General features: G+C 70.9%; 16 protein-coding genes. 13 read left to right on the forward strand and 3 right to left on the reverse strand.

All coding sequences use genetic code 11. From position 1 onward, the window contains the following. Nucleotides 1-13: 13 nt before the first annotated feature. Nucleotides 14-394 carry a hypothetical protein gene (locus tag LR393_RS01015; protein ID WP_231480932.1) on the reverse strand — a complete coding sequence of 127 codons (381 nt, stop codon included), beginning with the start codon at nt 392-394 and terminating at the stop codon, nt 14-16. 760 nt (nt 395-1,154) lie between these two features. On the opposite strand from LR393_RS01015, the gene LR393_RS01020 reads away from it, so the two are divergent. The 8 genes from LR393_RS01020 (at nt 1,155) to LR393_RS01060 (ending at nt 17,498) form a co-directional block, all read left to right on the forward strand. After that, entirely contained in the window at nt 1,155-2,534 is a 1,380-nt protein-coding gene (locus tag LR393_RS01020; protein ID WP_231480933.1) for a helix-turn-helix domain-containing protein, read from the forward strand. A gap of 38 nt (nt 2,535-2,572) precedes the next feature. Next, nucleotides 2,573-3,580 (forward strand): aminoglycoside phosphotransferase family protein, encoded by a 1,008-nt coding sequence (locus LR393_RS01025; RefSeq protein ID WP_231480934.1) that lies wholly within the window; start codon nt 2,573-2,575, stop codon nt 3,578-3,580. A 113-nt stretch (nt 3,581-3,693) separates the two neighbouring features. Then, nucleotides 3,694-4,566 carry a DUF4132 domain-containing protein gene (locus tag LR393_RS34835; RefSeq protein WP_331282891.1) on the forward strand — a complete coding sequence of 291 codons (873 nt, stop codon included), beginning with the start codon at nt 3,694-3,696 and terminating at the stop codon, nt 4,564-4,566. Nucleotides 4,567-4,579: 13 nt separating this feature from the next. Continuing rightward, on the forward strand, nt 4,580-9,634 hold the full coding sequence (locus LR393_RS01040; RefSeq protein ID WP_269326455.1) for a hypothetical protein: 5,055 nt from the start codon (nt 4,580-4,582) through the stop codon (nt 9,632-9,634). 163 nt (nt 9,635-9,797) lie between these two features. Then, nucleotides 9,798-10,982: an ATP-binding protein gene (locus LR393_RS01045; protein ID WP_231480936.1), complete on the forward strand. Its 1,185-nt coding sequence runs from the start codon at nt 9,798-9,800 to the stop codon at nt 10,980-10,982. Nucleotides 10,983-11,148: 166 nt separating this feature from the next. Then, nucleotides 11,149-14,559, forward strand: coding sequence for a DUF5682 family protein (locus tag LR393_RS01050; RefSeq protein ID WP_231480937.1), 3,411 nt, complete (start codon nt 11,149-11,151; stop codon nt 14,557-14,559). 764 nt (nt 14,560-15,323) lie between these two features. Then, nucleotides 15,324-16,676: a hypothetical protein gene (locus tag LR393_RS01055; RefSeq protein ID WP_231480938.1), complete on the forward strand. Its 1,353-nt coding sequence runs from the start codon at nt 15,324-15,326 to the stop codon at nt 16,674-16,676. Nucleotides 16,677-17,135: 459 nt separating this feature from the next. After that, nucleotides 17,136-17,498, forward strand: coding sequence for an SPOR domain-containing protein (locus LR393_RS01060; protein ID WP_231480939.1), 363 nt, complete (start codon nt 17,136-17,138; stop codon nt 17,496-17,498). On the opposite strand, the gene LR393_RS01065 is transcribed toward LR393_RS01060, so the two are convergent. Further along, nucleotides 17,469-18,122, reverse strand: coding sequence for a TetR/AcrR family transcriptional regulator (locus tag LR393_RS01065; RefSeq protein ID WP_231480940.1), 654 nt, complete (start codon nt 18,120-18,122; stop codon nt 17,469-17,471). The two genes, LR393_RS01060 and LR393_RS01065, sit on opposite strands and share 30 nt — an antisense overlap. 190 nt (nt 18,123-18,312) lie before the next feature. Between LR393_RS01065 and LR393_RS01070 the strand changes: the two genes are divergently transcribed. Beyond that, nucleotides 18,313-19,815 carry an MFS transporter gene (locus LR393_RS01070; protein WP_231480941.1) on the forward strand — a complete coding sequence of 501 codons (1,503 nt, stop codon included), beginning with the start codon at nt 18,313-18,315 and terminating at the stop codon, nt 19,813-19,815. Between the two features lie 402 nt (nt 19,816-20,217). Beyond that, nucleotides 20,218-21,369, forward strand: coding sequence for a GTPase family protein (locus LR393_RS01075; protein WP_231480942.1), 1,152 nt, complete (start codon nt 20,218-20,220; stop codon nt 21,367-21,369). Between the two features lie 383 nt (nt 21,370-21,752). Here the strand turns inward: LR393_RS01075 and LR393_RS01080 are convergent, their stop codons facing one another. Then, the gene (locus tag LR393_RS01080) at nt 21,753-22,349 is read right to left on the reverse strand and encodes a PH domain-containing protein (RefSeq protein ID WP_231480943.1); all 597 of its coding nucleotides are present in this window, start codon (nt 22,347-22,349) and stop codon (nt 21,753-21,755) included. Between the two features lie 256 nt (nt 22,350-22,605). Here LR393_RS01080 and LR393_RS01085 point away from each other — a divergent pair, with 256 nt between their 5' ends. The 3 genes from LR393_RS01085 to LR393_RS01095 all read left to right on the forward strand — a co-directional run bounded on the left by LR393_RS01085 (nt 22,606) and on the right by LR393_RS01095 (nt 25,445). Continuing rightward, entirely contained in the window at nt 22,606-23,946 is a 1,341-nt protein-coding gene (locus tag LR393_RS01085; RefSeq protein ID WP_345718769.1) for an FAD-binding oxidoreductase, read from the forward strand. A gap of 43 nt (nt 23,947-23,989) precedes the next feature. Continuing rightward, nucleotides 23,990-24,760 (forward strand): SDR family NAD(P)-dependent oxidoreductase, encoded by a 771-nt coding sequence (locus LR393_RS01090; protein WP_231480945.1) that lies wholly within the window; start codon nt 23,990-23,992, stop codon nt 24,758-24,760. A 124-nt stretch (nt 24,761-24,884) separates the two neighbouring features. Next, nucleotides 24,885-25,445 carry a GAF domain-containing protein gene (locus tag LR393_RS01095; protein ID WP_231480946.1) on the forward strand — a complete coding sequence of 187 codons (561 nt, stop codon included), beginning with the start codon at nt 24,885-24,887 and terminating at the stop codon, nt 25,443-25,445. Nucleotides 25,446-25,533: the final 88 nt, after the last annotated feature.

Genomic DNA, 25,533 nt, shown 5'->3' on the forward strand with positions numbered 1-25,533 from the left:
GGAGATGCCCGGGTTAGATGAGGTTGTCGAGTCGCTGCAGGACGAAGTCCGGCACTGCGTAGGTGAGGCCCCCGATGACGATGTAGATGCCGTCGGCCTCGCTCCGCCACACCACGTCGTCCACGGGAAGCGGGGTGCCCGGGCGCAGCAGCCAGTCGCGGAAGTCGCCGCGGTCGATGACGGCGCGCTTGCGGGTGCCGTAGATGATCGTCAGCTCGGACAGGGCGACGTCGACGACCACCGTGCCGACGCGCCAGCCGCGGCCGTTCTTCGCATCGAAACTGAGCCGTCCGGTCCAGGCCTCGAGGTTGATCATCACCGCGCTCTCGCGGACCGGGCTGTAACTGGTCGAGACGCCCCCGACGGTGCTCGTGCTCCTGCTGACCTCGCTCATGACCAGACCTCCATGACCTGTGTATCGGTGGTGCTTTGCACTGCTGCCGTCACTCCCGTCAAAGAGTCACTGCGGGCGCTATCGGTGAAGGACCACCTCGCGTTACGAGCCGCGATTTATTGGCCCGTACGGACGGCTAATGCCTCGTCCGGACGTATGAAGATTGGACTCAGTGTTTCCGTGAGGGCCCGGTAAGTCACCGGCAGATTTCCCGGTTCACCACACTTTTGATGCAGTTCTTTGTGTTGGTATCTGTACGGATTTAGATCCCGGGATTCCGGGTGACGGGGTACCGGGGGGTGTCGCCGGAATGCACCGATGTGGCCACCGCGCCTATCCACTTGCACTGATGGATGGCAGTGTGGCGGCCCCCCTTGTTCCCGCTGGCGGCCCGGTGGTGCGAGATCTGGCGAGCGAGTGGGAACGAGCCGGCGCCGGGACGGGTGGAGGGTGTCGGCGGGTGACTGTCACCCGTCCCGGCGCTGTTCCAAGAGCATTGCGTCTGCCCGGCTCCGGCGTACAGCCGCCGGGGGGAACGGCTCGGCTTCTGGGCGCCGCCTATCTCCGGTGACTCGTCGGGCTAGGCGGCTCGGCAAGGCAGGCGTGCATAAGCCTTCAATGAGGACAAACGGGATGTCCTCGTGGGGTGCCTAGTCGCGCTAGTCGGCTTGGCTACATTCTTTTCGAGTCGTTAGCCAATCCGTGACGGATCCCCTACCGTCGGTCAAGACGGGGAAAACGGGGAAACAGGAGTCGAGCGATGAACGTGGAACCAAGAAGTCCACTGCCCGCCGACGAGGTCTGGGAGCGTCTGGACATGCGCCGCGCGCTCGCGGCCCGTGATCTGGGCACAGTCTTCCGGTTGCTCCAGAAGCACGGCACCTCGCAGCGAACCATCGCGGCCCTCACCGGGATGTCGTCGTCCGAGGTCTACGAGGTGCTCCGGGGCCGCCGGGTGATGGCGTACGAGGTGCTCTGCCGGGTCGCTGACGGCTTCGGCGTACCGCGCGGATATCTCGGCCTCGCCTACGACACCGACACGGCGTCCTGGCTGGACCAGAACCTCGTGCCGGCCCAGACCCGCACCGACCACGAGGACGACACCCGTGGGCACGCCCTCCTGGCCTACGCGGCCGAGGTCACGGTGGGGACGGCCGGCGAACTGTCCTCGGAGTGGGCCTCGGTCCCGGCCGCGGCCACACCGCTGCCCGGCCAGATCGGTCCCGAAGACGTCGAGCAGGCCGAGGCGGTCACGGCGCAGCTGCGCCACCTCGACTACCGGTTCGGCGGCGGGGCCTGCCGCGACGCCGTGGCCGCCCACGCCCGCTGGGTGGACAAGCTGTGCGAGCTGCCCTCCCGGCCGGCGACCCAGACCCAGCTGCTGGTGGCCGCCGCCGACGTGCACAACCTGGCCGGCTGGACCGCTTTCGACGTCGGTCTCTACAACGTCGCCGGGCGGCACCTCGCCCTGGCCCTCGACTTCGCCCGCCAGGCCAAGGTGCCCTCGCTGACGGCCAACGTGCTGTACCGCGCCGGCCGGGTCTACCTGCACCGCAAGCGGGTCGGCGAGGCACTGCGCTTCTTCCAGCTCGGTCAGCTCGCCGCGCAGGACTCCGGCTCACGGCGCACCGTGGCCATGCTGTGCGCCAACATCGCCTGGACCTACGCCGAGATGGGCGACGAGGCCCAGGCCATCACCCACCTCAACCGGGCCCAGGACGAGTTCGACCGGGCCGGGGACGCCGACCAGGAGCCGTGGGTGCAGTTCTTCGCCGAGCTCGACGTCCTGGCTCTCGACGGCATGACCAAGCTCGCGATGGCCCGGCACAACGACGCCTACGCGGCCCCGGCCCGCCAGGCGCTGGAGAGCAGCGTGACCCGGCGCACCGACGGCATGGCCCGCAGCCTGGCCTTCGAGCAGGGTGCGCTGGCCACGGCCTGTCTTCTGACCAAAGACACCCAGGCCGCGCTGGAGTACGGCGGTCAGGCCCTGGAGCAGGCCCACCGGCTGCGCTCGCGCCGGGTCACCGACCGGCTGGCCCCGCTGGGGCGGCTGGCTGTCGGCGTGGCCGACCGGGGCCCGAACGCGGACGCGGTCCGTGATCTGGGCCTGCGGATCGAGCAGGTTCTCGCCTCGTGAACCCGGCCGACCCCAGTCCCGGGCTCGATCGCCCTGCGATGGATCCGGCGGAGATCACCGCGACGGTGAGTGCCGCCTGCCGGCTGCTGGACCTGGATCCCCGGGGCCACACCGTCCTGAAGTTCACCAACAACGCCGTGCTGCGCCTGCCCCACTCCGGGGTGGTGCTCCGTATCGCCGGGTCCGCCGCCGTGGGGGAGCGGGCCCGGCGGGTGGTGCACGTCGCCCGGCTGCTCGAACAGCACGGGGTGCCCGCGGTGCGGTTGTTCACGGCGCCCGGTCTGCCCGACGACCAGCCACTGATGATCCGCGGGCACGAGGTGACGGTCTGGCACGACGTCCGGCCGGTGCGCGAGCCGGTGCCCGACGACCTCGCGACCCTGTTGCGGGCGGTGCACGCCGTACCGCTCCGGGCTCCGGCCGCCCCGGTCGTCCCCGCCCGGCGGGGCCGTAGCCGCAAGCGTCCCTCGGTGCCGGGACAGAACACCGGCCCGATGCCGGTGCAGTCGCCCTCCGTGACCCTGGTGCGGTGGGGCCCGGTGGCGGGTATCCGCCGCCGCATCGCCTCGGCCGGTCCGTTGGCGCTCGACGACCTGACGTTCCTCCAGGCCGAGACCGACGCGGTGGCAACGGAACTGGCCGCGCTGAACGATCTGGAACCGTTGCTGCCGGCCGGCCTGATCCACGGCGACTCGTTCCTCGGAAACGTCATCGTCGGCGAGAATGGTCCGGTGCTGTGCGATTTCGACTCCACCTGCTGGGGTCCACGGGAATGGGACCTGACCCCGATCGCGGTCGGCGCGCTGCGGTTCGACTACGGCGGCGATCTCGCCGCGCGCTTCGCCCGGGCCTACGGGCAGGACGTGCAGTCCTGGGCGGGGTTCCCGGTGCTGCGCCGGCTGCGTGAGCTGCAGCTGGTCACCAGCGTGCTGCCGGTGCTGGCGGCGAACCCCGGGTTGCGCCCGCAGTGGCGGTTCCGGGTCGACAGCCTCCGGAGGGGAGATGCGACGGCCCGCTGGAGCACCTACGGCAAGGTTGCGGCCTAAGGGGTTGTTCCTGGAGCGGGCCGGGTCCTTCGGGGCCCGGCCCGCTCCGCTTCGTCCGGGCTTCACCGGTCCGGCTCATCAAATTGTCGGTGGGCGTTGGTAGCGTCCGTGACGTGAGTTGGACGAAGACCGCGAGCGGGCACGAAGTGGCTCTTGTCGAGGGCCGGGTCAGGTGCCGTAACCAGGCCGGGCGCCTGCTGAAGGGTGTCCCGGCCTCTCTGAAAGACGATCCGGTCGTGGTGCAGCTGCGCCAGACTGTCGAGTGGCTCGCCCGGCACGAGGCGAGCTGCCTCGTCCAGGTCGAGACCTGGATGGTCCGATCGCTGCCGGTGCCGCTGGGGGTGCTGGCCGAGGTCTGGCCGGACGAGTCCTGGCAGCGGGCCCTGCGCGACCTGGTCGTGCGTCCTCTGGCCTCGGCGGCCGACCCGTCCTCCACCGGTGAGGTCGGCCTGCTGCGGGCGGTCGACCGGGAGAAGGGCATCGGGCTGGTCACGCTCGACGGTGACACGGTGTTCGTGCCCGCCCGGGCCGTCGTGGTGCCGCATCCGGTGCTGCTGGCCGATCTTGACGAGCTGCGCGAGTTCGTCGCCGATCTCCAGGTGGAACAGGCTGTCTCGCAGCTTTTCCGGGAGATCGCGCCACGCCCGGCCGGGCTCCGGGCCCGTGACACCTCGGTCAGTGACTGGGCCAACGGCGAGTTCGCCCAGTTGCGGCACCTCACCGGCCGGGCCACCTCCCAGGGTTACGCCGTGCGCGGTGGCTACGCCTGTCTGCGCATCTGGGAAGACGGGCACGCGCTGGACGCCCGCTACTGGCTCGGCTCCGACGACCCCGAGTCCCCCGCCTGGACGGGCGAACTCGGCTGGGTGGACGAGCAGTCCCGGCCGGTGCCCCTGACCGGGATCGGCCCGGTGGCCTGGTCCGAGGGAGCCCGCATGGCCGCGCGCATCCACGCGGGCCGCAAGACCGACGACGAAGATGCGTGAAGGGCGTTCAGGCATGAGCAGAGCACTGCGCGACCGGCTGGTCGAGGCCGGGGCGATCGTGTCCCCGGAGCCCTCGGGCTCCCCGGTGGCCGGGGAGCCCGGGGCCACCGACACGGTGACGGCCCGGGCCTATCGCCATCCGGCGCTGGACGACCGCGTCGTGGTGCGGCTGGTGCCCGAAACCCTGGGCCAGGCCGAAGACCTGGCGCTGGAGTTCCTCGGGTTCGAGGTCGCCCGGCCGCCGGTTCCCGTCGGTACCGGCCGGCGTCAGGCCCTCGGGTTCCCGGCCTGGGCGCTGATCAACGACCCGGCCAACGGGCACCACGCCCTGGCCCTGGTGAAAGACATCGAGCGGCTCGCCCGGCAGGCCAAGAGCCGCCCCGGGGCCGCGAAAGACGGTTTCGTCGAACTCGCCGCCCGGCTCGGGGCCTCGGTGCCGCACTTCCTGCCCACCTTCTACGAGCAGGCCGGGCGGTCGTTCATCGCGGTCGACAACAAGCAGGGTGCCGCCACCATGTTCGGCAAGGCGCGCGAGGCCGAGCGGGTCTACGCCCTGCCGATCGACGAGAACCGTCAGCGAGATGTTTTCCTGGAGTTCGCGTTCAACGGCGCGCTGAACGCCAAATCCCTCACCCAGTACGCCAAGGACCTCGCCGGTCGCACCGATCCGGTGGCCGCGTACGAGCTGTTCCGCCAGGTCTGCGCCGAGCGGGTCGCGGGTGGCCTGCCGCCCTACGCCGGGATGGCCGACGACCTGCGCCGCCTGGTCAAGGCCGCGAAACTCGACCAGGAGCAGCAGGAAGAGCGCGTCATCGCCGACCTGCTCGAGTCGCCGGCCCTGCCGCACGCTCCGTTGCCGTTCTGGAAGTCCTACGCACCCGCCCTCCGACGGCTCGCCGGGCACGACCCCGCGATCCGCGGCCGGCTGCTCGCCCTCTTCCCTCGCGCCGAGCAGGGCGGCACCGAGGAGTTCTGGTTCGGCCTGCTGCACGAGACCGGCGCGCTCGCCGGGCTGATCGAGACCGACGGCGTCGACCCGAAGGCCCGTCCCGACGACGGTTCGTCCGGCTGGCTGGGCCGGGCCGCGGCCTGGCGGGCCCGGGGCTGGCGCAACGCCCGGCGGTCGGCCCGTCTGCTCGACCTGGTGCAGCACATGGAGGCCCGGCTGAAGACCGAGAACCAGCCGCTGCGGTTGCTCGGGGCCGGGATCGACCTCGACCTGCTCGACCTGGTGCTTCATCTCGGCCTGAGCGTCGAGCTGCCCGAAGGCCAGGCGGTGCCGATGTTCCCGTTGCAGCGCTGGCGCCGCGACGACTCACCCGGTCGGCGTGACCTGGCCGCCCTGGCCGATGTCGACTGGGCCCGGCAGCCGATGCGGCTGGGCCTGAACGACGCCCTGCGTGGTGGTTACGGCGTGGGCCGCGACGGTGCCGGGCGTCTGCCCCTCGACCACGTGCGGGTGTTCTACGAGACCCGGGGCACCCGCGGTGCGCTCGCCACCTGGCTGGAAGAGGCGGCCGACGAGGTCGACGAGGGTGGGCTGCCCGCGCTGAGCGACGCTCTCGACCGGTTGCGGCCCGCGGCGCACGGCGAGGTGTTCGGGGTGCGCCCGCAGACCCATGCCCGGGTCACCGGGGTCGACGTCGCCGAGGTCCTGGCCCGTACCCTGCGCATCGGGCTGCTCGACGAGTTCGGCTGGCCGGCCCTCGAGCAGGCCGTCACCGAGTTCCCCGAGCCGAAGCAGCACCCGAACGGCTGGACCGAGGAGGCGTTCTCGGTCACCGACTCGTGGCCCGAGCTGATCCTGCACAACAAGGTGATGGCGGTCGTGGTGGGCCCGCACGAGGTGTTGCTGCGGCACACCTTCCGCATCCCGGCCGACGTACCGGGCTACTACTCGCGGTCCGTCGTCCACGTCGACGGGCAGCTGCTGGTGACCTGGCAGAGCAGTGACGGGGTGCACGGGTACTGGAGCGACCGGCCCGATGAGGTCTTCCGGGCCGGTAACGACCAGCCCCACCACTACTTCAGCCGGTTCGGCACGTCGTTGCCGCTGCCCGGCGGCGGGCGCACCTTCGGCGGCCGTCCGCTGCTGCCCGGTGACCGGGTCGTGGGCAAGGTCCGCGACGTGGCCACCGACGGCTCCGGCTGGTGGCGGCTGGAGGGGGAGGGATACTCCGGGCGGTCGTGGCGTGAGTACGACCCGGCGACGGGGGATGCGGGGCGCCGATCGCGTCCGGCCTTCTTCGAGGCCGGGCTGGAGGCCGAGGGGGCCGAACTCGCCGATGACTGGTGTGCGCTGGCCCCGCTGCGGCCCGGCCTGGCGAGCACGCCGTTCGGCGCGGCCGGCGGTCTGCTCGGCTGGCGTTCGGTACGACGGGAAGACGGCTCGCTGGAGGCTGTCTCGGTGACCGGCGAGGTGGCCCGGCTGAGCGTGCGGCTGACGGGCTCGGCCTGGATGAGTCATCAGACCGCGGCGATCGGCCCGATCCGGATGCCCGGCGGCGGTGAGCCCGCGGCCCTGCTGGCCAGTGGGCGGGCCGGCGGTATCACCTTCACCGACGGTGAGGCCCGGGGCGCGGAGCTGGTCACGGGCCGGCGCGGGGCCGAGGCGGTCTACGCCCGGGGCACGGCGTACATCCCGCCGGTGGCGTTCTGGCACGCGTTGCGCGCCCGTGACGAGAACGGTTCCGCGGCACTGCGGGTCATCACCCGGGAGCAGGGCCGGGCTCTGCTCGACGGCGCCCGGAAGGGAAAAGCGGTCAAGGCCGTTCGTGCGGTTCTGCCCGGGATCAGTGACGAGCGACTGGTTCTGGGCGTGGCCGGCGTGGCCGAGGCGGCGGCCGAGCAGGTGCAGCGCATCACCGCTCTGCCCCGGCCCGTCACCACGGGCGTCGTGGAGATCAAGCCGCGTCCCGTCACCGGGGAGGTCATCCTTCCCGAGGTGGCCACGGCTGTCGATCCGGTTCCGGGGCAGGGCATTCCGGTGCCAACCAAGACGACCGACACGGATCTGCAACGGTCGCTCGGCGGGCTCACCGACGTCCGTAGTTATTACTGGAGCCGCTCCCACGAGGCCCCCGACACGATCGTGAACCTGAAAGGCGTGGTCGCCGCGGTCACCGGCGGGCCGCCGAAGAAGGGCCTGCTGGCGAAGGTCGGCCTGGGCCGCAAGCAGGCCGCGGTGGTCGAGGTGCCGTCGACGTCGGTCGACTGGAGCCCCGTGATCGGTGGTCTGGGGGCCCTGGCCCTGAGGGTGGGGCTGGCCACCACCCCGGCGGAAGACCGGGCGGCGCTGCTGGTGCTGCTTGCCGCCGTGGCGCAGACGCCGCTCGCCGAGCAGGACGGGCACTGGCGCCGGCTGAGACTCACCTCCTCGCAGTCGTCCTCGGCCAATGACGTCGAGATCGGCACATTGCTGCCGACCCGGGGTGGCCAGGCGTTCGCCCAGAGCTGGGGCAACGAGTACCTCGACGGGGCCTACCGGGGGGTGCTCACCGCGATCGAGTACGTGCCCGAGAGGGGAGATTTCGGCCCGGTCGCGGGCTTCGCGATCGCCGGGTCGCGCGAGGGGTGGGGCTGGGGCGGCCAGGCCCGCCTGCGGCAGATGCTCGAGCTGGTCGCGACCCGCGGGCCGGCCCCCTGGAGGCCGGAGGCGGTCGACGAGCTGGTGCGCGAGACCGGGCTCACCCGGGTCGAGGCGTCGTTGCTGCTGACCGGGTTGCTGCGGATCGACGCGTACGAGAACAACTTCCTGCCCAAGCCGGTGCGTGAGCAGCTGGGCCTGAAGGTGGCCGAGGCGAAGGCGGCCCGCGATTCGCTGCACCGGATGCTCACGACCGCCGACCGGCTGCGCCTGCTCGGGGCGGCGATGCCCGAGGAGCCGGCCGATCTCTGGGAGCAGGGGCCCGACGTCGGGCGGCTGGCCCGGGAATGGAACGCCCGGTTCGGCCGCCGGGTGCCGGTGCCCGACGTCCTGGTCGCCGATCTGGCCGCGTCCCGGAAGAACACCTACAGCGGTGCGGGTGACGCGTCCGCGGTGCTGCAGGGAATGGTGGCCCCGGAGTCCACGCCCTGGCTCACCACCGACGTGCGGTGCCGGATGGAAGAGCACCGGGTGATGCACGGTGGCGAGGGAGAGAATCACGGTTTCCGGGATTCGCACCTGGCCGACACCGTCATCGGGCTGCTCTGGCTGGCCTACCGGTTGCCGCTGGGTGCCCCGATCCGCGCGGTCCTGCCCCGGGTGTACGAGGCCCTGCGGCAACGGCTCGAGAACCCTGACCTGCTGCTGTCGTTCGCCTCCGGGCAGCCGGAGGCCGGGCTGGACGGGTTGCGTCAGGTCTACGGGCTGCCGCCGGCACCGACCGGCCAGCCGCGTCCGACGGAGACCCTGGCGCTGGGTGACGCCGGCTATCTGGTCAGCCGGCCGTGGGCGACGGAGGTGTACGTCCGGCCGACCGCGCTGGACTCCGGCGGTGCGCCTCTGCTGGAACTGGCGGGCACACCGGCCGGGCGGCCGGGGGCCGCCCTGCTGATCGCTCGCGGGGCCGGACTGGCCCGGCTGGTGGACGAGCTCCGGCAGGAGTCCCCGGAAGGTTCGGGGTGGTTGCCGGATCCGCTGGTCAGCGTGCCCGAGCTGGTGGAGCGGGTGAGCAACCGACTGGGGCTGGACGAGAACGCGGCCCGGCTGTACCTGCAGCTGCTGGCGCTGCCCGATCCGACGGACAAGAACGTGAGGCTCTGGAACGGCTGGACACCGCGCGTGCTGAAGGCAGCCACGACGGCGCTGCTCGGGGCCGGGCTGGTGGTCGAGGGGCAGCGGGCCCGGGCCGGTCGCGGAGTGTTCCTGCCCTCGGCCTGGCTTCCGGTGAAGGCGCCGGGCCTGCCGGTGGAGGCATGGAAGGTGCCCCTGCTCGGGCTGCTGGCCGACGGGACTTCACCGCTGGACCTGGGGGTTCCGGTCACCTCGGTGCGGGAGCTCTACGGCACGGCGTGGGAACGGGTGGTCACTGAGGACGGGCCGAGGATGGATGCGCTCCGCACCGGACGGGACGCGCGACGATGAGATTCGGAAGGGGCGCCGGTGTGTCTGACGGTGTGCCGAGGCCGGCGGGCCGGTCGGCGACGCATGTCGGGTGCGGCGTGGTGAGCGGGGCCCGGGAGACTGGCCGGGTGTCTGCCGGGCGTGGGCAGCGGCGAACGATGACGAGCAGGGCAGGAGCAGGGCGATGACCGAGACGACGGGAACGGCCGCGACCGGGAGGACGGTGGCCACCGCTCCCCGGCAGGTGGATCCGCCGGAAGACCGGTATGCCGCCGAGCTGGAGTTCCTGGCCGCGTTCGACGACGGTGCACGGCCACCGGGCTGGAAGCTGACGCCCCGGGCGGTGGTCACGTTCGTGGTCGGAAGTGAGCGTCCGCTGTCGCTCCCGCAGGGCCGTGAGCGCGAGGGGGTGCCGCAGCGTCGGACGATCTCGGAGAAGTTCGTCGGGGAACGGGCCCTGGTCGAGCGCTGCGTGGTCACACTCGCGGGAGAACGCGGCCTGCTGCTGGTCGGTGAGCCCGGCACCGCGAAATCCATGCTTTCCGAGTTACTCTCGGCGGCAGTTTGCGGCACCAGCGGACTGGTCGTGCAGGGCACGGCGGGCACCACGGAAGACCAGCTGCGGTACGGCTGGAACTATGCGGCGCTGCTGGCACAGGGGCCCAGCCGGTCGGCGCTGGTGCCGTCCCCGGTGATGAGTGCGATGTCGGCGGGTGCCGTGGCCCGGGTCGAAGAGGTCACGCGCTGCCTGCCGGAGGTGCAGGACTCGCTGGTCAGCATCCTGTCCGACCGGCGGATCGCGGTGCCGGAGCTGTCCGGCGCGGATTCGGCGGTGCACGCCGCACCGGGGTTCTGCCTGATCGCCACGGCCAACCTGCGCGACCGGGGAGTGTCGGAGATGTCGGCCGCCCTGAAGCGGCGTTTCAACTTCGAGCAGGTGCATCCGATCGCCGACATCGCGATGGAGACCGCTCTGGTGCGCCGTCAGGCCGCGGCGGTGCTGGACCGGGTGCAGGCGCCGTTCACGGTCGACGACTCGGTCCTCGAGGTACTGGTCACCGCCTTCCGCGATCTGCGTAACGGCAGCACCGTCGAGGGCTGGGAGGTGGAGCGCCCGTCCACGGTGATGAGTACGGCCGAGGCGGTGTCGGTCGCGGCCGCGCTGGGGCTGGCCGCGGCGTACTTCCCCTCCGGGCGCGACGTGCTCTCCCTGCTGCCGGGCCACCTGCTCGGGGTGGTGCGTAAAGACGACCCGGCCGACGCGGCCCGGCTCCTGGGATATTGGGACGGCGCGGTGCGGCGGCGGGCCGAGCGCGGCGGACGGCTCTGGCGTCAGGTCTGGGAACTGCGCGACCGGCTCGAAGGGTGAGCTGATGGCTCGCCAGAAGCAGACACCGGTGGAGCCGGGATCGTCCTCATCGGTTTCGGCCCGGCCTGGTTCGGAGCTGCCTAGCTCGGAGCTGCCTGGTTCGCGTCTGCCCGGCTCTGCCCCGCCTGGTTCGGATCTGCCGGAACCACAGGCTGCGGTGGCCGGAATGGTTGCTGCGCGGCCCTATCTGATCGGGGTGCGGCACCACTCGCCGGCTCTGTCCGCGGTGATCCCGGCGCTGCTCGACGAGTTCCGGCCGCAGGCCCTGCTGATCGAGATGCCACCGCAGTTCGCCCGGTGGATGCCGTGGCTGGGGCACCCTCGCACGGTGGCACCGGTCGCGCTGGCGGGGTCGGGGGAACCATTGCCGTTCTACCCGTTCGCCGACTTCTCCCCGGAACTGGTGGCCGTGCGGTGGGCGGTGGCGCACGGCGTGGAGATCGTGCCCTGCGACTTGCCCCTGGCCGACGCCGGGTGGGGAGAACGGGGCAGCCGGGGGCCCCGGAAGAACGCGATGGCCGACGGTGGTCCACCGGTCCCGGAACCTGCTCGTGAGGATCTCTTCTCCCGGGCATTGCGCCGGTCCCAGACGGGCCGTGACGGTGACGACCTGTGGGACCGCGTCGTCGAGGCACCGGCTCCGGGGGCGACGCCGGAACAGGTGCGGCGGGCGGCGCTCGCCGTGGGCTGGGCGATGCGGGCCGACGAAGCCAGGAACGGCCGGGTCGCCGGGGTCGACCTGCGGCGTGAGGCCCAGATGCGGGCTGTCGTCGCCGATCAGCTGAGCCGTACGCCGGATGCGCGGATCGCTCTGCTGGTCGGGGCTTTTCACGCCCCGGCCCTGGTGGACGGGGACGGGGTCGACCCGGCGGGGCGGAAGCGGGCGGCTCCGCTCGATGCGCCGCGTCCGGTGCCCGACGTGACCACGAGCCTGATTCCGTACGCGGATCCGTTGCTGGACAGTCGTTCCGGTTATCCGGCGGGTATCCGCGACCCGCGGTGGCAGGCCGAGACGGTGAGGGCCGGGGGCGATCCCGCGCGGGTCTCGTCGGCGGCGGTGCGGATCGCGGTGGAGGTCTGCGCCGGTGTCCGCGAGGGAGGGCACCCGGCCGGCCCGGGTGAGGCGCGCGAGGTCGTGCGCCTGACCGAAGATCTCGCGCGGCTGAGGGGGCTGCCCGCCCCGGGCCGCAGCGAGATCGTGGAGGCACTGACCTCGGTCCTGGCCCAGGGCGAGATGCTGGGCCGGGGGCGGGTGGTGGCCCAGGCGATGGAGAAAGTACTCGTCGGGGAACGCCGCGGTCGCCTGGCCCCGGGCACCCCCAGGTCGGGTCTCGGGCCGTCGCTGGAAGCCTTGCTGAAAGAGCTGAAGCTGCCGAATCCCGATCAGCCGCAACGTAAGGAGCTGCGCCTCGACCCGCTGCGCAGCCCGCTGGACCGGCGTCGCGAGGTCGCCCTCCAGCGCACCCAGGCCTGCGGCATCTACTACGCCCTCCCGGCCGACGTGCAGGGCGTCGGGGCAGCGGCCGCGCTGACCACCCTGTGGCTGGCCGAGTGGACCCCGTCGTCTGCTGCTCTGACGGAGATCGCCGGTCTGCTGGGGGTGACGCTGGAACAGGCGTCCGAGGGAACACTGCGCCGGCAGCGCGAACGGGAACGGGCCGACGGTGGCAGTACGGCCCAGCAGGTGCTCGACGGACTCCTGGCCGCGGCCGGGTGCGGGCTGCCGGGCCTGGCGGCCGACCGGCTGGACGACACCGCCCGGGTGCTGCCCGCGACGGCCACCCTGCCCGAACTGCTCGCCGGGCTCGACCTGCTGAGCCGGCTGGAACAGAACACCGTGCCGGGGGTGGCCGGCCACGCCCTGCCCGATCTCGCCGTGGTCATGGAGGAGGTGCACACGGCGGCGATCCGGCAGGTCGACGGCCTGGCCGGTTCCAGCGACCGGGCCGACGCCCGCGCGCTCCTGGCCCTGGTGGTGCGCCACGACCGGCTGGGCACCGGCATGCGTCTGGATGCGGCGCTGAAACGCCTTGCGACCGAGGGCAGTCCGCTCATGCGCGGCGCCGGGTCGGCGGTGCGGGTGCTGCTCGGGCTGGACGACGCCGCCGGACTCGGCGACCGGGCCGCCGCCTGGCTCGACCTGGACACCCCGCTGGAGCTGGCCGCCCGGCTGTCCGGGCTGCTCATCGTCGCCGGGCCGTTGCTGGAGGCCGGGGGTGACGTGATCGACCCGCTGCTGGCCCGGCTCGAGCTGATGCCGGACGACCTGTTCCTGCGCCGTCTCCCGGCGGTGCGAGGCGGTTTCGACGTGCTCACCCCGGCCGCGCGGGCCCGTCTGCTGGCTGCGGTCGAGGCCCGGCTGGACGACCGGCTCGACCTGGTCATGACCACCGATCCGGTGTTGCTCGGACGCTGGGCGCAGGCCGACGCCCACGCCCTGGAAGCATTGCGTGAGCGCGGGCTGGCCTCGGCCGTCGCACTGGCCCCGGCCGACCGGTGGCGGCTGGTGCTCGGCCAGAAGCAGGACCAGTTGCAGGGACAGGCCAAGCGGTACGGCCAGGCCCTGGACGAGCTCTACGGGCAGGGACGGGGCGAGGGATCCGGCGGTGACCTGGGCGGACCGGGCGCCGGTGACGGTCCGTCCTACCCCGGCGTGCGGGAGTGGTCGGAAGACCTGACCCAGCTGTTCGGCGCCACGGTGCGCGAGGAGGTGCTCGCGGCCGCGGCCGCCGGTGGTCGGGTCGACGCCGCACTCGCCATCGACCCGGCTTCGGCGCGGCCCTCGGTCGAACTGCTGACCAGTGTGCTCTCGCTGGCCGGCGCGCTGCCCGAGCGCACCGTGGCCCGGCTGCGTCCGCTGGTGGCGAAGGTGGTCTCCGATCTCACGCAGGAGCTGTCGCGCACGCTCACCCCCGCGCTCACCGGACTCACCTCGTCCCGGCCGACCCGTCGTCCCGGGGGCCCGATCGACCTGCACCGCACGATCCGGGCGAATCTGAAGACGGCCCGTTACCTTCCGGACGGCACGCCCACCGTCATCCCCGAGCACCCGGTGTTCCGTACCCGCAGCAAACGCACCACCGACTGGCGCATCATCCTGCTCGTCGACGTCTCCGGGTCGATGGAGGCGTCCACCGTCTGGTCGGCCATCACGGCCGCCGTGCTCTCCGGCGTGCCCTCTCTGACCACGCACCTGCTCGCCTTCTCCACCGACGTCATCGATTTCACCGGTGTGGTCAGCGACCCGCTGTCGCTGCTGCTGGAGGTCTCGGTCGGGGGTGGCACGTCGATCGCGACCGGCCTGGCCGCCGCCCGTGAGCTCGTCACCGTGCCCAGTCGCACGATGGTCGTGGTGGTGAGCGATTTCGAGGAGGGCGGATCGATCGGCCCGCTCCTGGCTCAGGTGCGGTTACTGGTGGACGCGGGTGTGCACGTTCTCGGGTGTGCCGGTCTGGACGAGACCGGAGCAGCGCGGTACAGCGTCTCGGTGGCGAGTCAGCTGGTCGGCGCCGGTATGCCGGTCGCCGCCCTCAGTCCGCTCGAACTGGCCCGCTGGGTGGGGGAGCAGGTGCGATGAACCTCCCCCCGGCCGATCCGGAACTGGTGGCGTCAACTGTCGCGGGCCTGCCCGACCGGTTGCAGAAACGTCTCGACACCACGGTTTCGGGATCTCCAGGATGGAACTACGCGGACGGTGTCGTCGACCTCGGCGGCGCCAAGGTCACGCTGGCGCCCGAGGACGGGTCTCTCCGCAGGCCCGAGAACGTCATCTGTGATTGCCTTCTCGCCCCGGTCTGTCTGCATCGGGCCGCGGTTGTGAGCGTTGCCCCGGTGGCCGATCCGGCGCAGGAGGGGCGGGTCAGGGAAGGGTCTCGGGCGGAAGGGGGATGGTCGGCGGCGTCCGGCGATCCGGAGGTCTCCGGGGCCAGCGCGGCACCGGATCCGGAAACCTCCTGGCCGGCGACGAGTGAGACCGCGGTGCAGGGTCCTGCGGCTACCGTGCCGGGGGCGCCGGCTGCGGCGACAGGAGGGCATGGTCCCGCGGCGCCGGTGCCCGCGAATCCCTCGAAAGTAGCGGAACCGGGTTCGGTGGTGGCTGGATTCGTTGCGCCGGAGTCGGTCACGGCCGGGACCGGAGCTACTGCTGCCGCGCAGCCCACACCCGGGGCGTCCGCTCCGACCGTGCCCGACCCGACGGCGGCTACCCCCGCCGCGTCCACTCCCCACTCGAATCCCGCTGCTTCGAAACCCATTTTCTCTACTCCCACCAGGTCCGCGGCCGAGACTTCGGTGACCACGGCGTCCGTTGCTTGGAAACCACCAGAACGTGCTGCTGCCCAGATGATCTGGGACGCGGCTGGTCGCCTTCTCGAAGCCGGGACCGCCGGTGCCGGGGCGGCTCTGCAGGGGCAGTTGCTGGCCGGGGTGCATCAGGCGCGGCTCCGGGCGCTGAATCGCCTGGCCGCGGCGACCACCCGGGTGGTGAGTGCGGTGCGGGCGGCCCGGGCGGATGACGCCTCGTTCTCCCTGCCGGGACTGACGGCCGATCTACTCGAAGTTCTGTCGGTGGCGCACGCGGTGTCGACCGGTACGGGTGATCCTTCTGTCTGGCGGGGGACGGCCCGCACGGTCTACTCCGGGGTGGGTGGGCTGAGACTGGCCGGGCTGTGCCTGGAACCGGTGATCAGCTCCGCCGGGTACGCCGGGGTGGTGGTCTGGCTGACCGACGCCGAGGGCCGGATGTGGTCGGTCTCCGACGTCAAACCCGGTGACGCGGAGCGGGTCATGTCGTCGGCCGCGGGGCCGGTGGCGGTGGGGGAGACCGGGCTGTCGCACCGGGACCTGTCACGGGCGGGAATGATCATGTCGTCCGCCACCGCGAATCCGGACGGACGGCTGGGCAGCGGTAGCGGGGTGCGGGCCGTGCGGGCGGCCGGGGTGGGATGGACCGAACCGCAGCTCCTGGACCGGTTCGGTACTCTGAACGCGGATACCGGTGCGGCGAACGCGGGTGATCACAGGCCGCGGCTGCTCGCGCTCACGGTGTGCGGCGACGACCGGAACGCCCTGCTGGCCGTGGACGACCAGGGTCAGGGGGTGCGGCTCGTCGGGCCGGTGGGTGACCAGCACCGTATCCACCGCGACAACCTCCGGCTGCTCGCCGCGAAGCCGGGCCTGCGGATGCTGGCGATCGCGCGGCCCCCGACCGGAGACGTCAACGGTTTCGCCGCTCCGGCGCGCTTTCTCGGGCTCCCGGGCACCCTGGAACTGATCGCGGTCGGAGGTGGCGACCTGCGGCTGCCGGCCGGCCTGGGAGGACGCGCCGATCTCGGGTTCGACCGCCTGTCGTCACGTTTCCTGCGTCCGTCGGGGCCACCGCCACCGTTCCCGGCGACCGGCGAGGTGACCGATCCGCTCCTGGCCTACCGGCGGCGACTGGAACGGGTGGTGTCCGGAGGGAGACGCACGCTGTCCGTGCCCGGTGTTCCCCGGGAGGTGCGCTCGGAGGCCGCGATGCTCCGCCGTGACCAGCTGGCCACGGCGTCCGTCCTGCTGGAGCGACTGCTCGATGCCGCCCAGCCCGCGGAGCGTGACGTGTTCGGCCGGCTCGCCACCGAGACCGGGGGCGACCTGGCCCGGGCCTGGCTGGCCGCGGGTACGTACCAGCGTGAGCTCCTGGCGGCGCCGTTCTGAGCGGGGGTGAACCCCAGATGCGGCGGAGCCAGTTGGACTGGCTGGGGCTTGGTGACCGTCGGGGGCGGTGACTTCAGGCCGACGTTGGGCGGCCACTTCACTGCGGCCACTTCACTGCGGCCACATCACTGCGGCCACATCACTGTGGACACATCGCCGGGCCGAGCCCCGCCCGGCCACCGGGTATCTCCTCGTTACGGCGGTAACTGAGGCAACAGGCCCTAGACTGCGGGCATCGTGACGGAGTTGAGCAGCAGCCCTCAGGTGAGGGCAGACCGACGGCAGCCCTCTGACGGCACCACCGTCACTCAGGTCACTCCAGTCCCTGAAGTGTCTGCATCGGGCGAGGCTGAAGGCACAGTCGAATCAGGCGGGACCGTTACTCGGGAAGCCGGCTTTCTGTCCCGCTGGTCGCTGCAGACACCGGGTATCGACATCTTCTGGCCGATCCTCGCTGTGGTGCTGACCACGTTCGTGATAGTCGTGTCGACGGTCGCGCACTCGTCGATGGCCGCCGTCGGTGCGGGCAGCCCACGCACCGACTGGGCCTCGTCACCGACACCGAAGGCCGACGCCCCGTTCGTCGTCGTGCAGATCTCCAGCCGGCCCACCCGGGCCCAGGCCCAGACCGAGGCCCAGGAGCTGCGGCGGGCCGGGCTGGACGCCGGGGTGCTGCGGTCGGACCTCTACGCCCCGATGAACAAAGGCTGGTACGTGGTCTACGTGGGCCCGTTCCCGGACACGGCCGAGGGCCGGGCCAAGGCCGAGGCGATCACCCTCGGCATCAAGGACTCACTCGTCCGCATTCTCCAGCGGCGCTGACAGCCCCACGGCGGGCAGGATCACCGTGTCGATGAGGTGGATGATCGACTCCCGCGACGGCGCCTGCTGCTCGTACATCGCCCGGTACATCGCCATCGCCGGGCCGAGCGAGGACAGCAGCTCGACATCGATATCGGGCCGGATCTCGCAGCGGTCGATCGCCCGCTGCATGACCACGCGGTAGGACTCGACCCGCGGCTTGACCATGATGGCGGTGAGGGCCTCGAACAGCTGCGGTTCCTGCGACATCATCGACGCCACGCCGATCATGATCTTCAGGTGGCGGTTGCTGTCGGTCACGGCCTTGGGCTTGACCATCGCGACCAGGTCGCCGCGTAGCGTGCCGGTGTCCGGCGGGACGTACGTGCCGTCCCGCTCCTGGGGCAGCGGCCGTTTCATGCAGGCGATGGCGTCGACCACCAGCTCGGCCTTGGACGACCAGCGGCGGTAGAGCGTGGCCTTACCGGCCTTGGCGCGCGTGGCCACCATGTCGACGGTCATGGTGTTGTAACCGACCTCGGCGAGCACGTCGAGCGCCGCGTCGAGGATGTCCTGATCGCGGGAGTGGTCGCGCTTGCGACCGAGCCGCGCAGGTTCGGCATCTCTCGCGGTCTCGGTGGTCATGGCCGTGGCACCTCTGTCTCGTTGTCGGTCCGGGACGTTGTCGCCCTCGGTGAGGACAACGACGCCCTGCGGCAAATCGTACCCGGATGGTGCGCGATTCACCTGGTTACGGAACTCACACGTACCGGAACTGATTATTCCCGGAACTTATTGGTTTCGGAACTGTCGAGTCTCGTATATGGTTGCCGTCATGTCCCAGACCGCACCGGCGACGCCGTCCGCCTCCTCAGCCCGCTGGCTGACGCTGACGACGGTCGCGTTCGCTCAGCTGATGGTTGTGCTGGACACAACCGTCGTGAACATCGCACTGCCGTCCGCCCAGCTCGACCTCGGTTTCTCCGACGGCGACCGGCAGTGGATCGTCACCGCCTACTCGCTCACCTTCGGCAGCCTGCTGCTGCTCGGTGGCCGGCTCTCCGACCTGATCGGTCGCCGCCGCACGTTCATCACCGCGCTCATCGGCTTCGCCGCGGCATCCGCGCTGGGTGGTGCCGCACCGACGTTCGGCCTGCTCGTCGCGGCGCGCGCCCTGCAGGGTGTCTTCGGTGCGCTGCTCGCACCCACCGCTCTGGCCGTGCTGGCCACCACCTTCACCGACCCGGTGGAGCGTCGCCGGGCCTTCGGCATCTTCGGTGCCATCGCCGGTATGGGCGGCGCCATCGGCCTGCTGCTCGGCGGCATCCTCACCGAGAACCTGAACTGGCGCTGGAACCTGTACGTCAACTGCGTCATCGCGGTCATCGCCGTGATCGGGGCGCTCTTCTTCCTCCCGCACGTGCACCGCACCGGTCCGCGCCCGAAGCTCGATGTCCCCGGCACTGTCCTGGTTTCCGGCTCCCTGTTCGGCCTGGTCTACGGCTTCTCCCACGCCGAGACCCACGGCTGGGCCAACGCCGTGACCATCGGCCTGCTGATCGGCTCGGTCGTGCTCGGCACCGCCTTCGTGTACTGGCAGACCCGTGCCGAGCACCCGCTGATGCCGCTGTCGATCGTGCTCGACCGCAACCGCTCGGCGTCCTACCTCTCGGTGCTGCTGGCCGGCATCGGCATGTTCGGCATCTTCCTGTTCCTCACCTACTACCTGCAGCTCACGCTCGGGTACACGCCGATCAAGACCGGTCTCGCGTTCCTGCCGATGATCGTGGCCCTGGTGTTCACCGCGCAGATCGGCAGCAACTTCCTGCTGCCGCGGTTCGGCCCTCGCATCATGGTGCCCTCGGGCATGATCTTCGCCGCGGCCGGTGCGTTCTGGCTGACCGCGCTCGACCTGAACAGCTCGTACTGGCCCGGCATCGTGGTCCCGCTGGTCCTGATGGGCATGGGCTTCGGCCAGATGATGCCCGCGGCGATCCAGACCGCCACGCTGAATGTCGACCCGCGCTTCGCCGGCGTGGCCTCGGCGCTGGTGAACACCGGCCAGCAGGTGGGTGGTTCGCTCGGTACCGCGCTGATCAACACCCTGGCCGCCTCCGCTGCGACCTCCTACCTGGCCTCGCACCAGCCCGCCACGCAGCAGGTCCTGGCGCAGGCCCAGATCCAGAGCTACAGCACGGCCTACGCCTGGGTCGGCGGGTTCTTCGTGGCCGGTGCCGTCCTCGCCGGTCTCATGTACCGCTCCCGTAGCGCCAATGCCCAGGTCACCGCCACGACCGGTGCTCCCGCGGAAGACGCCGAGCCGGTGATCATGCACTGACAGGCCGGCTGTGACACCGGCACGACGGCCGCTCGTCGACCGGCGCGAGCCGGGCCGCTCGTCAGGGCAGTCAGGCATCTGAAAGTCCCCGGTCCGCGTCTGCGGGCCGGGGACTTTCGTGCGTGGGGCGAGGATCCCCGGAGTGTGTGCATTCGTTGCGGGTACAGCGCGACGAATGCACACACTCCCGCCCGAGCCCTGAGACACAACCAGCCGGGACGCGTGCGGTCGCGCCCCCGTCGGGAGCGGGCATGATCACGAACAGTGCGGTGGGAAGGAATCGGGCCCGGATCACGCGAGGAAAGAAGGAACGTTCGCAGGGTTTGACGCGTCATCAGGCCAGTACACAAGCACACGGCGCTGCCAAGAGGCGGCCCACGGAACGGGTGGGAGGATCACGACATGGCACCCGCGCCCCGGGACTGGTTCAGCAAGCAGTTCGGCGACACGTTCGACGAGAAGGCCCGCGAGATCGGCCGGTTCAACCTGGCCATCTTCGGCAAGACCGGTGTGGGCAAGAGCACGCTGGTCAACGCCATCTTCGGGGAGGACGTGGCTGAGACGGGCATCGGGCAGCCGGTGACCCAGGGCAGTCATCTCTACATGCACGCGGACGGGCATTTCGGCGTGCTCGACACCCGTGGCCTGGAGATCGGTACGGACGACGAGACCATCCTGTCCGAGCTGGAGCAGTACATCCGGCAGATGCGCCGCCAGCCGCAGGCCGAGCAGGTACACGTGGCCTGGTATTGCGTGAGGGCGGGCGACCGGCGGTTCGAGGAGACGGAAGAGGCCTTCATCCGGGGGCTGGACCGACTCGGCCTGCCGGTGATGCTGGTGCTCACCCAGGTTCCGATGCGCGACGGCCGGCACCACCCCGACGCCCTGGCCCTGCGCGACGTGATCGCCGAGCGCGATCTGCCCCTGGCCGCGCAGTCGATCTTCCTGACCAACGCCAAGTCCGACGACTTCGCCGGCCTGGAGGCCCACGGCCTGCAGGAGCTGCTGGATGCCACGTTTCTCGTTGCCCCGGCAGGAGTTCAGGAAGCGCTCGTGGCTGCGCAGAAGATCGACCTGAAGCGCAAGCGCGAGCTCGCCGACAAGGCGATCCGCGCCGCGGTCGGAGCCGCCGCCGCAGCCGGCGCCACCCCCATCCCGTTCGCCGATGCCGCCGTGCTGGTCCCCATCCAGCTCACGATGATGGCCACGATCTCGCACATCTACGGCGTCGGGGTGGACCGCGCCACCGCCGCCGCGCTCGCGGCCACGGCAGCGGCCACGGCGGGTGGCCGCTCCCTGGTCACCAGCCTGATCAAGACGGTGCCGGGCGCCGGAACCCTGGTGGGCGGCGGCATCGCGGCCGTGGTCGCCTCCAGCGTCACCTGGGCGGTGGGTCAGGCCTGGACCACGGTTTGCTCACGCCTGTCCCAGGGCAAGCTCACCGGTGTGTCGGGCGCACTCGACAGCGACGCGATCCGGGAGCTCTTCCTCGACGAGTTCCGCGGCAACATGCGCAAGAAGCTGCCGGGCGGTTTCAAGACCCTGGACAAGTAGACGCGGATGACGCCCAGCTCTTGAGAGCAAGGAGTCATCGCAGGGTCGGTAGATCCAGCTGCCGCCGAGCTCGAGGTCGTGCAGGTGGTCGGGACACCAGTTCCCCATGAACCTCTCGTCGGGGTGCCTGAACGCGCTGTAGGCAACGAAGTCGGTCATCTGGGTGAACTGGCGTAGGTCTCTGGTCTCCGAACCTGGACCCGCGTCGCAGAGTATGCGGCCAATAGCGGTAGGCAACCAGACGATGTCAGTGATCCGTAATAGCGGGCGGTAAAACGGAAGCGGCCCGGATGTCCGAGGACACGGGCCGCTTCTGTTCGTTCAGCCCCCAACCACGGTTGTTCTCCTACGGGACGCGGTCAGGCGATTCACGTTTTACCGGTTCAGTTCTTCCTTCTCCACCAGGCCTGCTCAGGCTCGGAGATCGGCACCCGCGAACCGGGCGCGGTCGCCTTCTGCGTGAGCTTGCGCTCGGACGGCGCGAAGATGATCTGGGAGATCTGCTGGTAGTGCAGGTCGGAGTCGGGGATGTAGTTGATGGTGCTCAGCGCCTGGTCCTGACCGGCGGACTCCATCACGAACTTGCCGTAGCCGAGGATCTGCCCGGTCACCGTGCGGTCGTACCGCATGTCGGTGACCTTGGACATCGGCATGATGTCGACCTGGCGGGTGACGATGCCGTGCACCAGCATGAGCCGGCGGTCGGTGGCGATGAACAGCTCGTCGTACCACTCCCAGGCCTTGAGCAGCAGCCGTGAGAGCAGCAGCAGCCAGAGCACCGTGAGGATCTGGACGAAGAGGCCGCTGGTCTGGTTGCTCACCCAGGCCAGGATGATCAGGCCGAGCACGCCCGTGGCGGTCGGCTCGGCGAGCACCACCCAGTGCCGGCGCAGCATGAAGACGATCTGCTCGCTCGGGATGAGGTAACGGTCCAGTTCCTTCGGAACACCCGGGCCGAAACGTTCTGAATGCCCCACCATGCGGACCACTCTAGGCGAGCGGCGATCAATTGTCGGGCTTCAACTCGGGAAAGTCTTGTCTCGTTATTCCCAGGGAGTGACTGCCGCCACTGCCGTGACGCCGCACCGCCCGGCGGGGGTGCGCACGATGCGGTCGGGAGGCCCCGCGAACAGGTTTCTATGCTGGTGACGGAACCATCGCATCCAGGAGGCAGTCATCAGTACGTCACCCGCCGGACGGCTCGCAGCACTGGAACGCGCACTTCCCGGGGCCAAGCTGGTGGTGGACGCCGAGGTACTCGCCGGCCTGAGTCAGGACGACGCGGAATGGGCGCCGGTGGGAAAGCCGCTCGCAGCCCTGCGCGCACAATCGACGGACGAGGTCAGCCGGGCGGTCGCGGTCTGCGCCGAGCTGAACGTGCCGGTGGTGAGCCGGGGCGCGGGCACCGGGCTGTCGGGCGGCGCGAACGCGATCGACGGCTGCCTGGTGGTCGACCTGTCGCAGATGAACCAGGTGCTCGAGATCGATGTGGACAACATGATCTGCGTGGTGCAGCCGGGCGTGGTGAACGATGACCTGAAGGCTGCGGTGGCCGAGCACGGTCTCTGGTACCCACCCGACCCGGCCAGCTCCCCGTGGTCGACGATCGGCGGCAACGTCAGCACCAACGCGGGCGGTCTGTGCTGCCTGAAGTACGGCGTCACCCGTGACTACGTGCTCGGTCTCGAGGTCGTGGTGGGCGGCCCGGCGGGGGAGTACGGCACGGTCACGCGCCTGGGCCGGCGCACCACCAAGGGCGTGGCCGGGTACGACCTGACCGGGTTGTTCGTCGGCTCGGAGGGCACGTTCGGCGTGGTCACCGAGGTCACGCTGCGCCTGCGCCCGGCCCGCCGGGAGGCCCCGCGCACCGTGGTCGGTGCCTTCCCGAGCCTGGTCGCCGCCGGTGACGCGGTCGCCGCGGTGACGCGGGCCGGACTGCTGCCGACCGCCCTGGAACTGCTCGACCGCGCCTGCCTCCAGGCCGTCGAGGACTGGAAGCACCTGGGTCTGGAGGCCGACGCCGAGGCGCTGCTGCTGGCCCAGATCGACACCCCGGGGGAGTCCGGGCAGGTCGAGGCCGCGGCGATGGCCGAGGTGTTCGAGAAGGCCGGCGCGCTGTGGGCGGCGGTCTCCACCGACGAGCAGGAGGCCGAGGCCCTGTTCGCCGCCCGCCGCCTGGCCTACCCGGCGCTGGAGCGGCTCGGCCCGGTGCTGACCGAAGACGTCTGCGTGCCCCGCTCGAAGGTGCCGGCCATGCTCGCCGCGGTGGTCGAGATCGCGCAGCGGCACGGCGTCTCCATCGCCACGATCGCCCACGCCGGCGACGGCAACCTGCACCCGCTGATCCTGGTGCCGGCCGGTGACGACGCGGCCCGGGTCGCGGCCCAGGGCGCCTTCGAGGAGATCCTCGACGCGGCGATCGGGATGGGTGGCACGGTCAGCGGTGAGCACGGCATCGGGCTGCTCAAGCGGGAGGGCCTGCGCAAGGAACTCCCGCCGCCGGTGCAGGCCATGCAGGCCGCGCTCAAGCAGACCCTCGACCCCCTGAATCTCTTCAATCCGGGCAAGGCCGTCTAAAGCCCCTTCCGTGACCCACGTCACTCGCGTGACACTGAGGGGCATGCGGAGTTTCGTTGTCACCGGTGGTGGACGAGGTGTCGGGCGGGCGGTCGCCGAGAGACTGCTGGCGGACGGTCAGGCGGTGGTCGCGATCGAACTGGATGCCCGGGCCCTGGCCTGGGTGGCCGGTCATCCGGCGGGGTCGCGGGTGGTGGCGGTGCGCGGTGACGCCGCGCTGGAGGATGTCGCCGAGCACGCCGCGAAGCTGGCCGCCGCGATCGCCCCGCTCACCGGCTGGGTCAACAACGCCGCGCTCTTCCGTGACGCCTCGCTCGACACCGACGACGCGGCAACCATTCTCGACCTGATCACGTCGAACGTCGCGGCCGCGGTGACCGGCTGCGCGGTGGCGGTCAAGCACTACCTGGCGGCCGGCCGCGGTGGGGCGATCGTCAATGTGTCGAGCCACCAGGCGCAGCGTCCGGTGCGGGGTGCGCTGCCCTACGCCACGGCCAAGGCCGCGATCGAGGGCCTGACCCGGGCCGCGGCCGTCGACCACGGCCCGGCCGGGATCCGGGTCAACGCGGTGGCCCTGGGCTCGATCGACACCGAGCGCTACGCGGCCTTCCTGGCCGGGCGGGACGCCCAGGAGGTGGCGGCGGTGACACGGCAGATGGCCGAGCTGCATCCGCTGGGCCGCGTCGGGCTGACCGCCGAGGTCGCCGACGCCGTGGTCTACCTGCTCTCCGACGCCGCCTCGTTCGTCACCGGCGCCGTGCTCCCGGTCGACGGGGGCCGGGCGGTCAGAGGGCCTGACCCGGAAGAGGGCTGACCCTGGGTGCGGTGCTGGTTACCCCTAGTGGTCTAGGATTGCCGCGTAAAGGGTGACCAGACCAATTGACCAGAAAACGGACGCCTGTCAGGGGAGAGCAACCGAAATGAGCGCAGACGCGACCATGGGCGCCGATCAGGCCGAGAGCTCGGACCTGACCGTTGGTTCAGACGTGAGCAAGGCCCGACTCGACGCCGTACACAAGTACACCGAAGAGCTCGGTGCGCCGGAAGACGGTGCCTTCGACCGCATTGCTCAGATGGCGGCGAAAATTTTCGGTACGCCGATCGCGACCGTCAGTATCGTTGACGACGATCGGGTCTGGTTCGCTGCCACCCAGGGACTGGACGGGGTGCGTCAGGTGGGTACGGAGCCTGGCCTCTGCGCGTCGGTCGTGTGCCATGCCGGTCCGTATGTCGTGCAGGATGCCGAGCATGATCCGCGAACGACGGAGCATCCCCTGGTCAGGGGAGATCTCGGGCTGCGTTTCTACGCCGCGGCGCCGATCGAGGTGGAGGGCCACTCACTGGGTACGGTCAACGTGATCGATCGGGTGAGCCGCCCGCAGGTCGACCCGATGCAGATCAGCCTTCTCGTCGACCTCGCGGCCACCGTGGCCCAGCTGATGGAGATTCGTCTGGTCGCCCTCACCGCGATGAAAGAGCGCAAGGTCGTCCAGGTCTGAAATCACCCGAATTTCCGGGCCGTCTGACGGGCGAGTGTTAAGAGCCCGTCAGGCGGCATATATAAAGTCTCCACATGAATTGACCGCG

This window comes from Kineosporia mesophila, from assembly GCF_021129235.1.
Classification (GTDB): domain Bacteria; phylum Actinomycetota; class Actinomycetes; order Actinomycetales; family Kineosporiaceae; genus Kineosporia; species Kineosporia mesophila.

Excerpts from the sequence above, each read along its gene's own strand:
- LR393_RS01015 (WP_231480932.1), bottom strand. The coding sequence starts at position 394 with ATGAGCGAGGTCAGCAGGAGCACGAGCACCGTCGGGGGCGTCTCGACC.
- LR393_RS01020 (WP_231480933.1), top strand. The coding sequence starts at position 1,155 with ATGAACGTGGAACCAAGAAGTCCACTGCCCGCCGACGAGGTCTGGGAG.
- LR393_RS01025 (WP_231480934.1), top strand. The coding sequence starts at position 2,573 with ATGGATCCGGCGGAGATCACCGCGACGGTGAGTGCCGCCTGCCGGCTG.
- LR393_RS01040 (WP_269326455.1), top strand. The coding sequence starts at position 4,580 with ATGAGCAGAGCACTGCGCGACCGGCTGGTCGAGGCCGGGGCGATCGTG.
- LR393_RS01045 (WP_231480936.1), top strand. The coding sequence starts at position 9,798 with ATGACCGAGACGACGGGAACGGCCGCGACCGGGAGGACGGTGGCCACC.
- LR393_RS01050 (WP_231480937.1), top strand. The coding sequence starts at position 11,149 with ATGGTTGCTGCGCGGCCCTATCTGATCGGGGTGCGGCACCACTCGCCG.
- LR393_RS01055 (WP_231480938.1), top strand. The coding sequence starts at position 15,324 with ATGATCTGGGACGCGGCTGGTCGCCTTCTCGAAGCCGGGACCGCCGGT.
- LR393_RS01065 (WP_231480940.1), bottom strand. The coding sequence starts at position 18,122 with ATGACCACCGAGACCGCGAGAGATGCCGAACCTGCGCGGCTCGGTCGC.
- LR393_RS01070 (WP_231480941.1), top strand. The coding sequence starts at position 18,313 with ATGTCCCAGACCGCACCGGCGACGCCGTCCGCCTCCTCAGCCCGCTGG.
- LR393_RS01075 (WP_231480942.1), top strand. The coding sequence starts at position 20,218 with ATGGCACCCGCGCCCCGGGACTGGTTCAGCAAGCAGTTCGGCGACACG.
- LR393_RS01080 (WP_231480943.1), bottom strand. The coding sequence starts at position 22,349 with ATGGTGGGGCATTCAGAACGTTTCGGCCCGGGTGTTCCGAAGGAACTG.
- LR393_RS01090 (WP_231480945.1), top strand. The coding sequence starts at position 23,990 with ATGCGGAGTTTCGTTGTCACCGGTGGTGGACGAGGTGTCGGGCGGGCG.
- LR393_RS01095 (WP_231480946.1), top strand. The coding sequence starts at position 24,885 with ATGGGCGCCGATCAGGCCGAGAGCTCGGACCTGACCGTTGGTTCAGAC.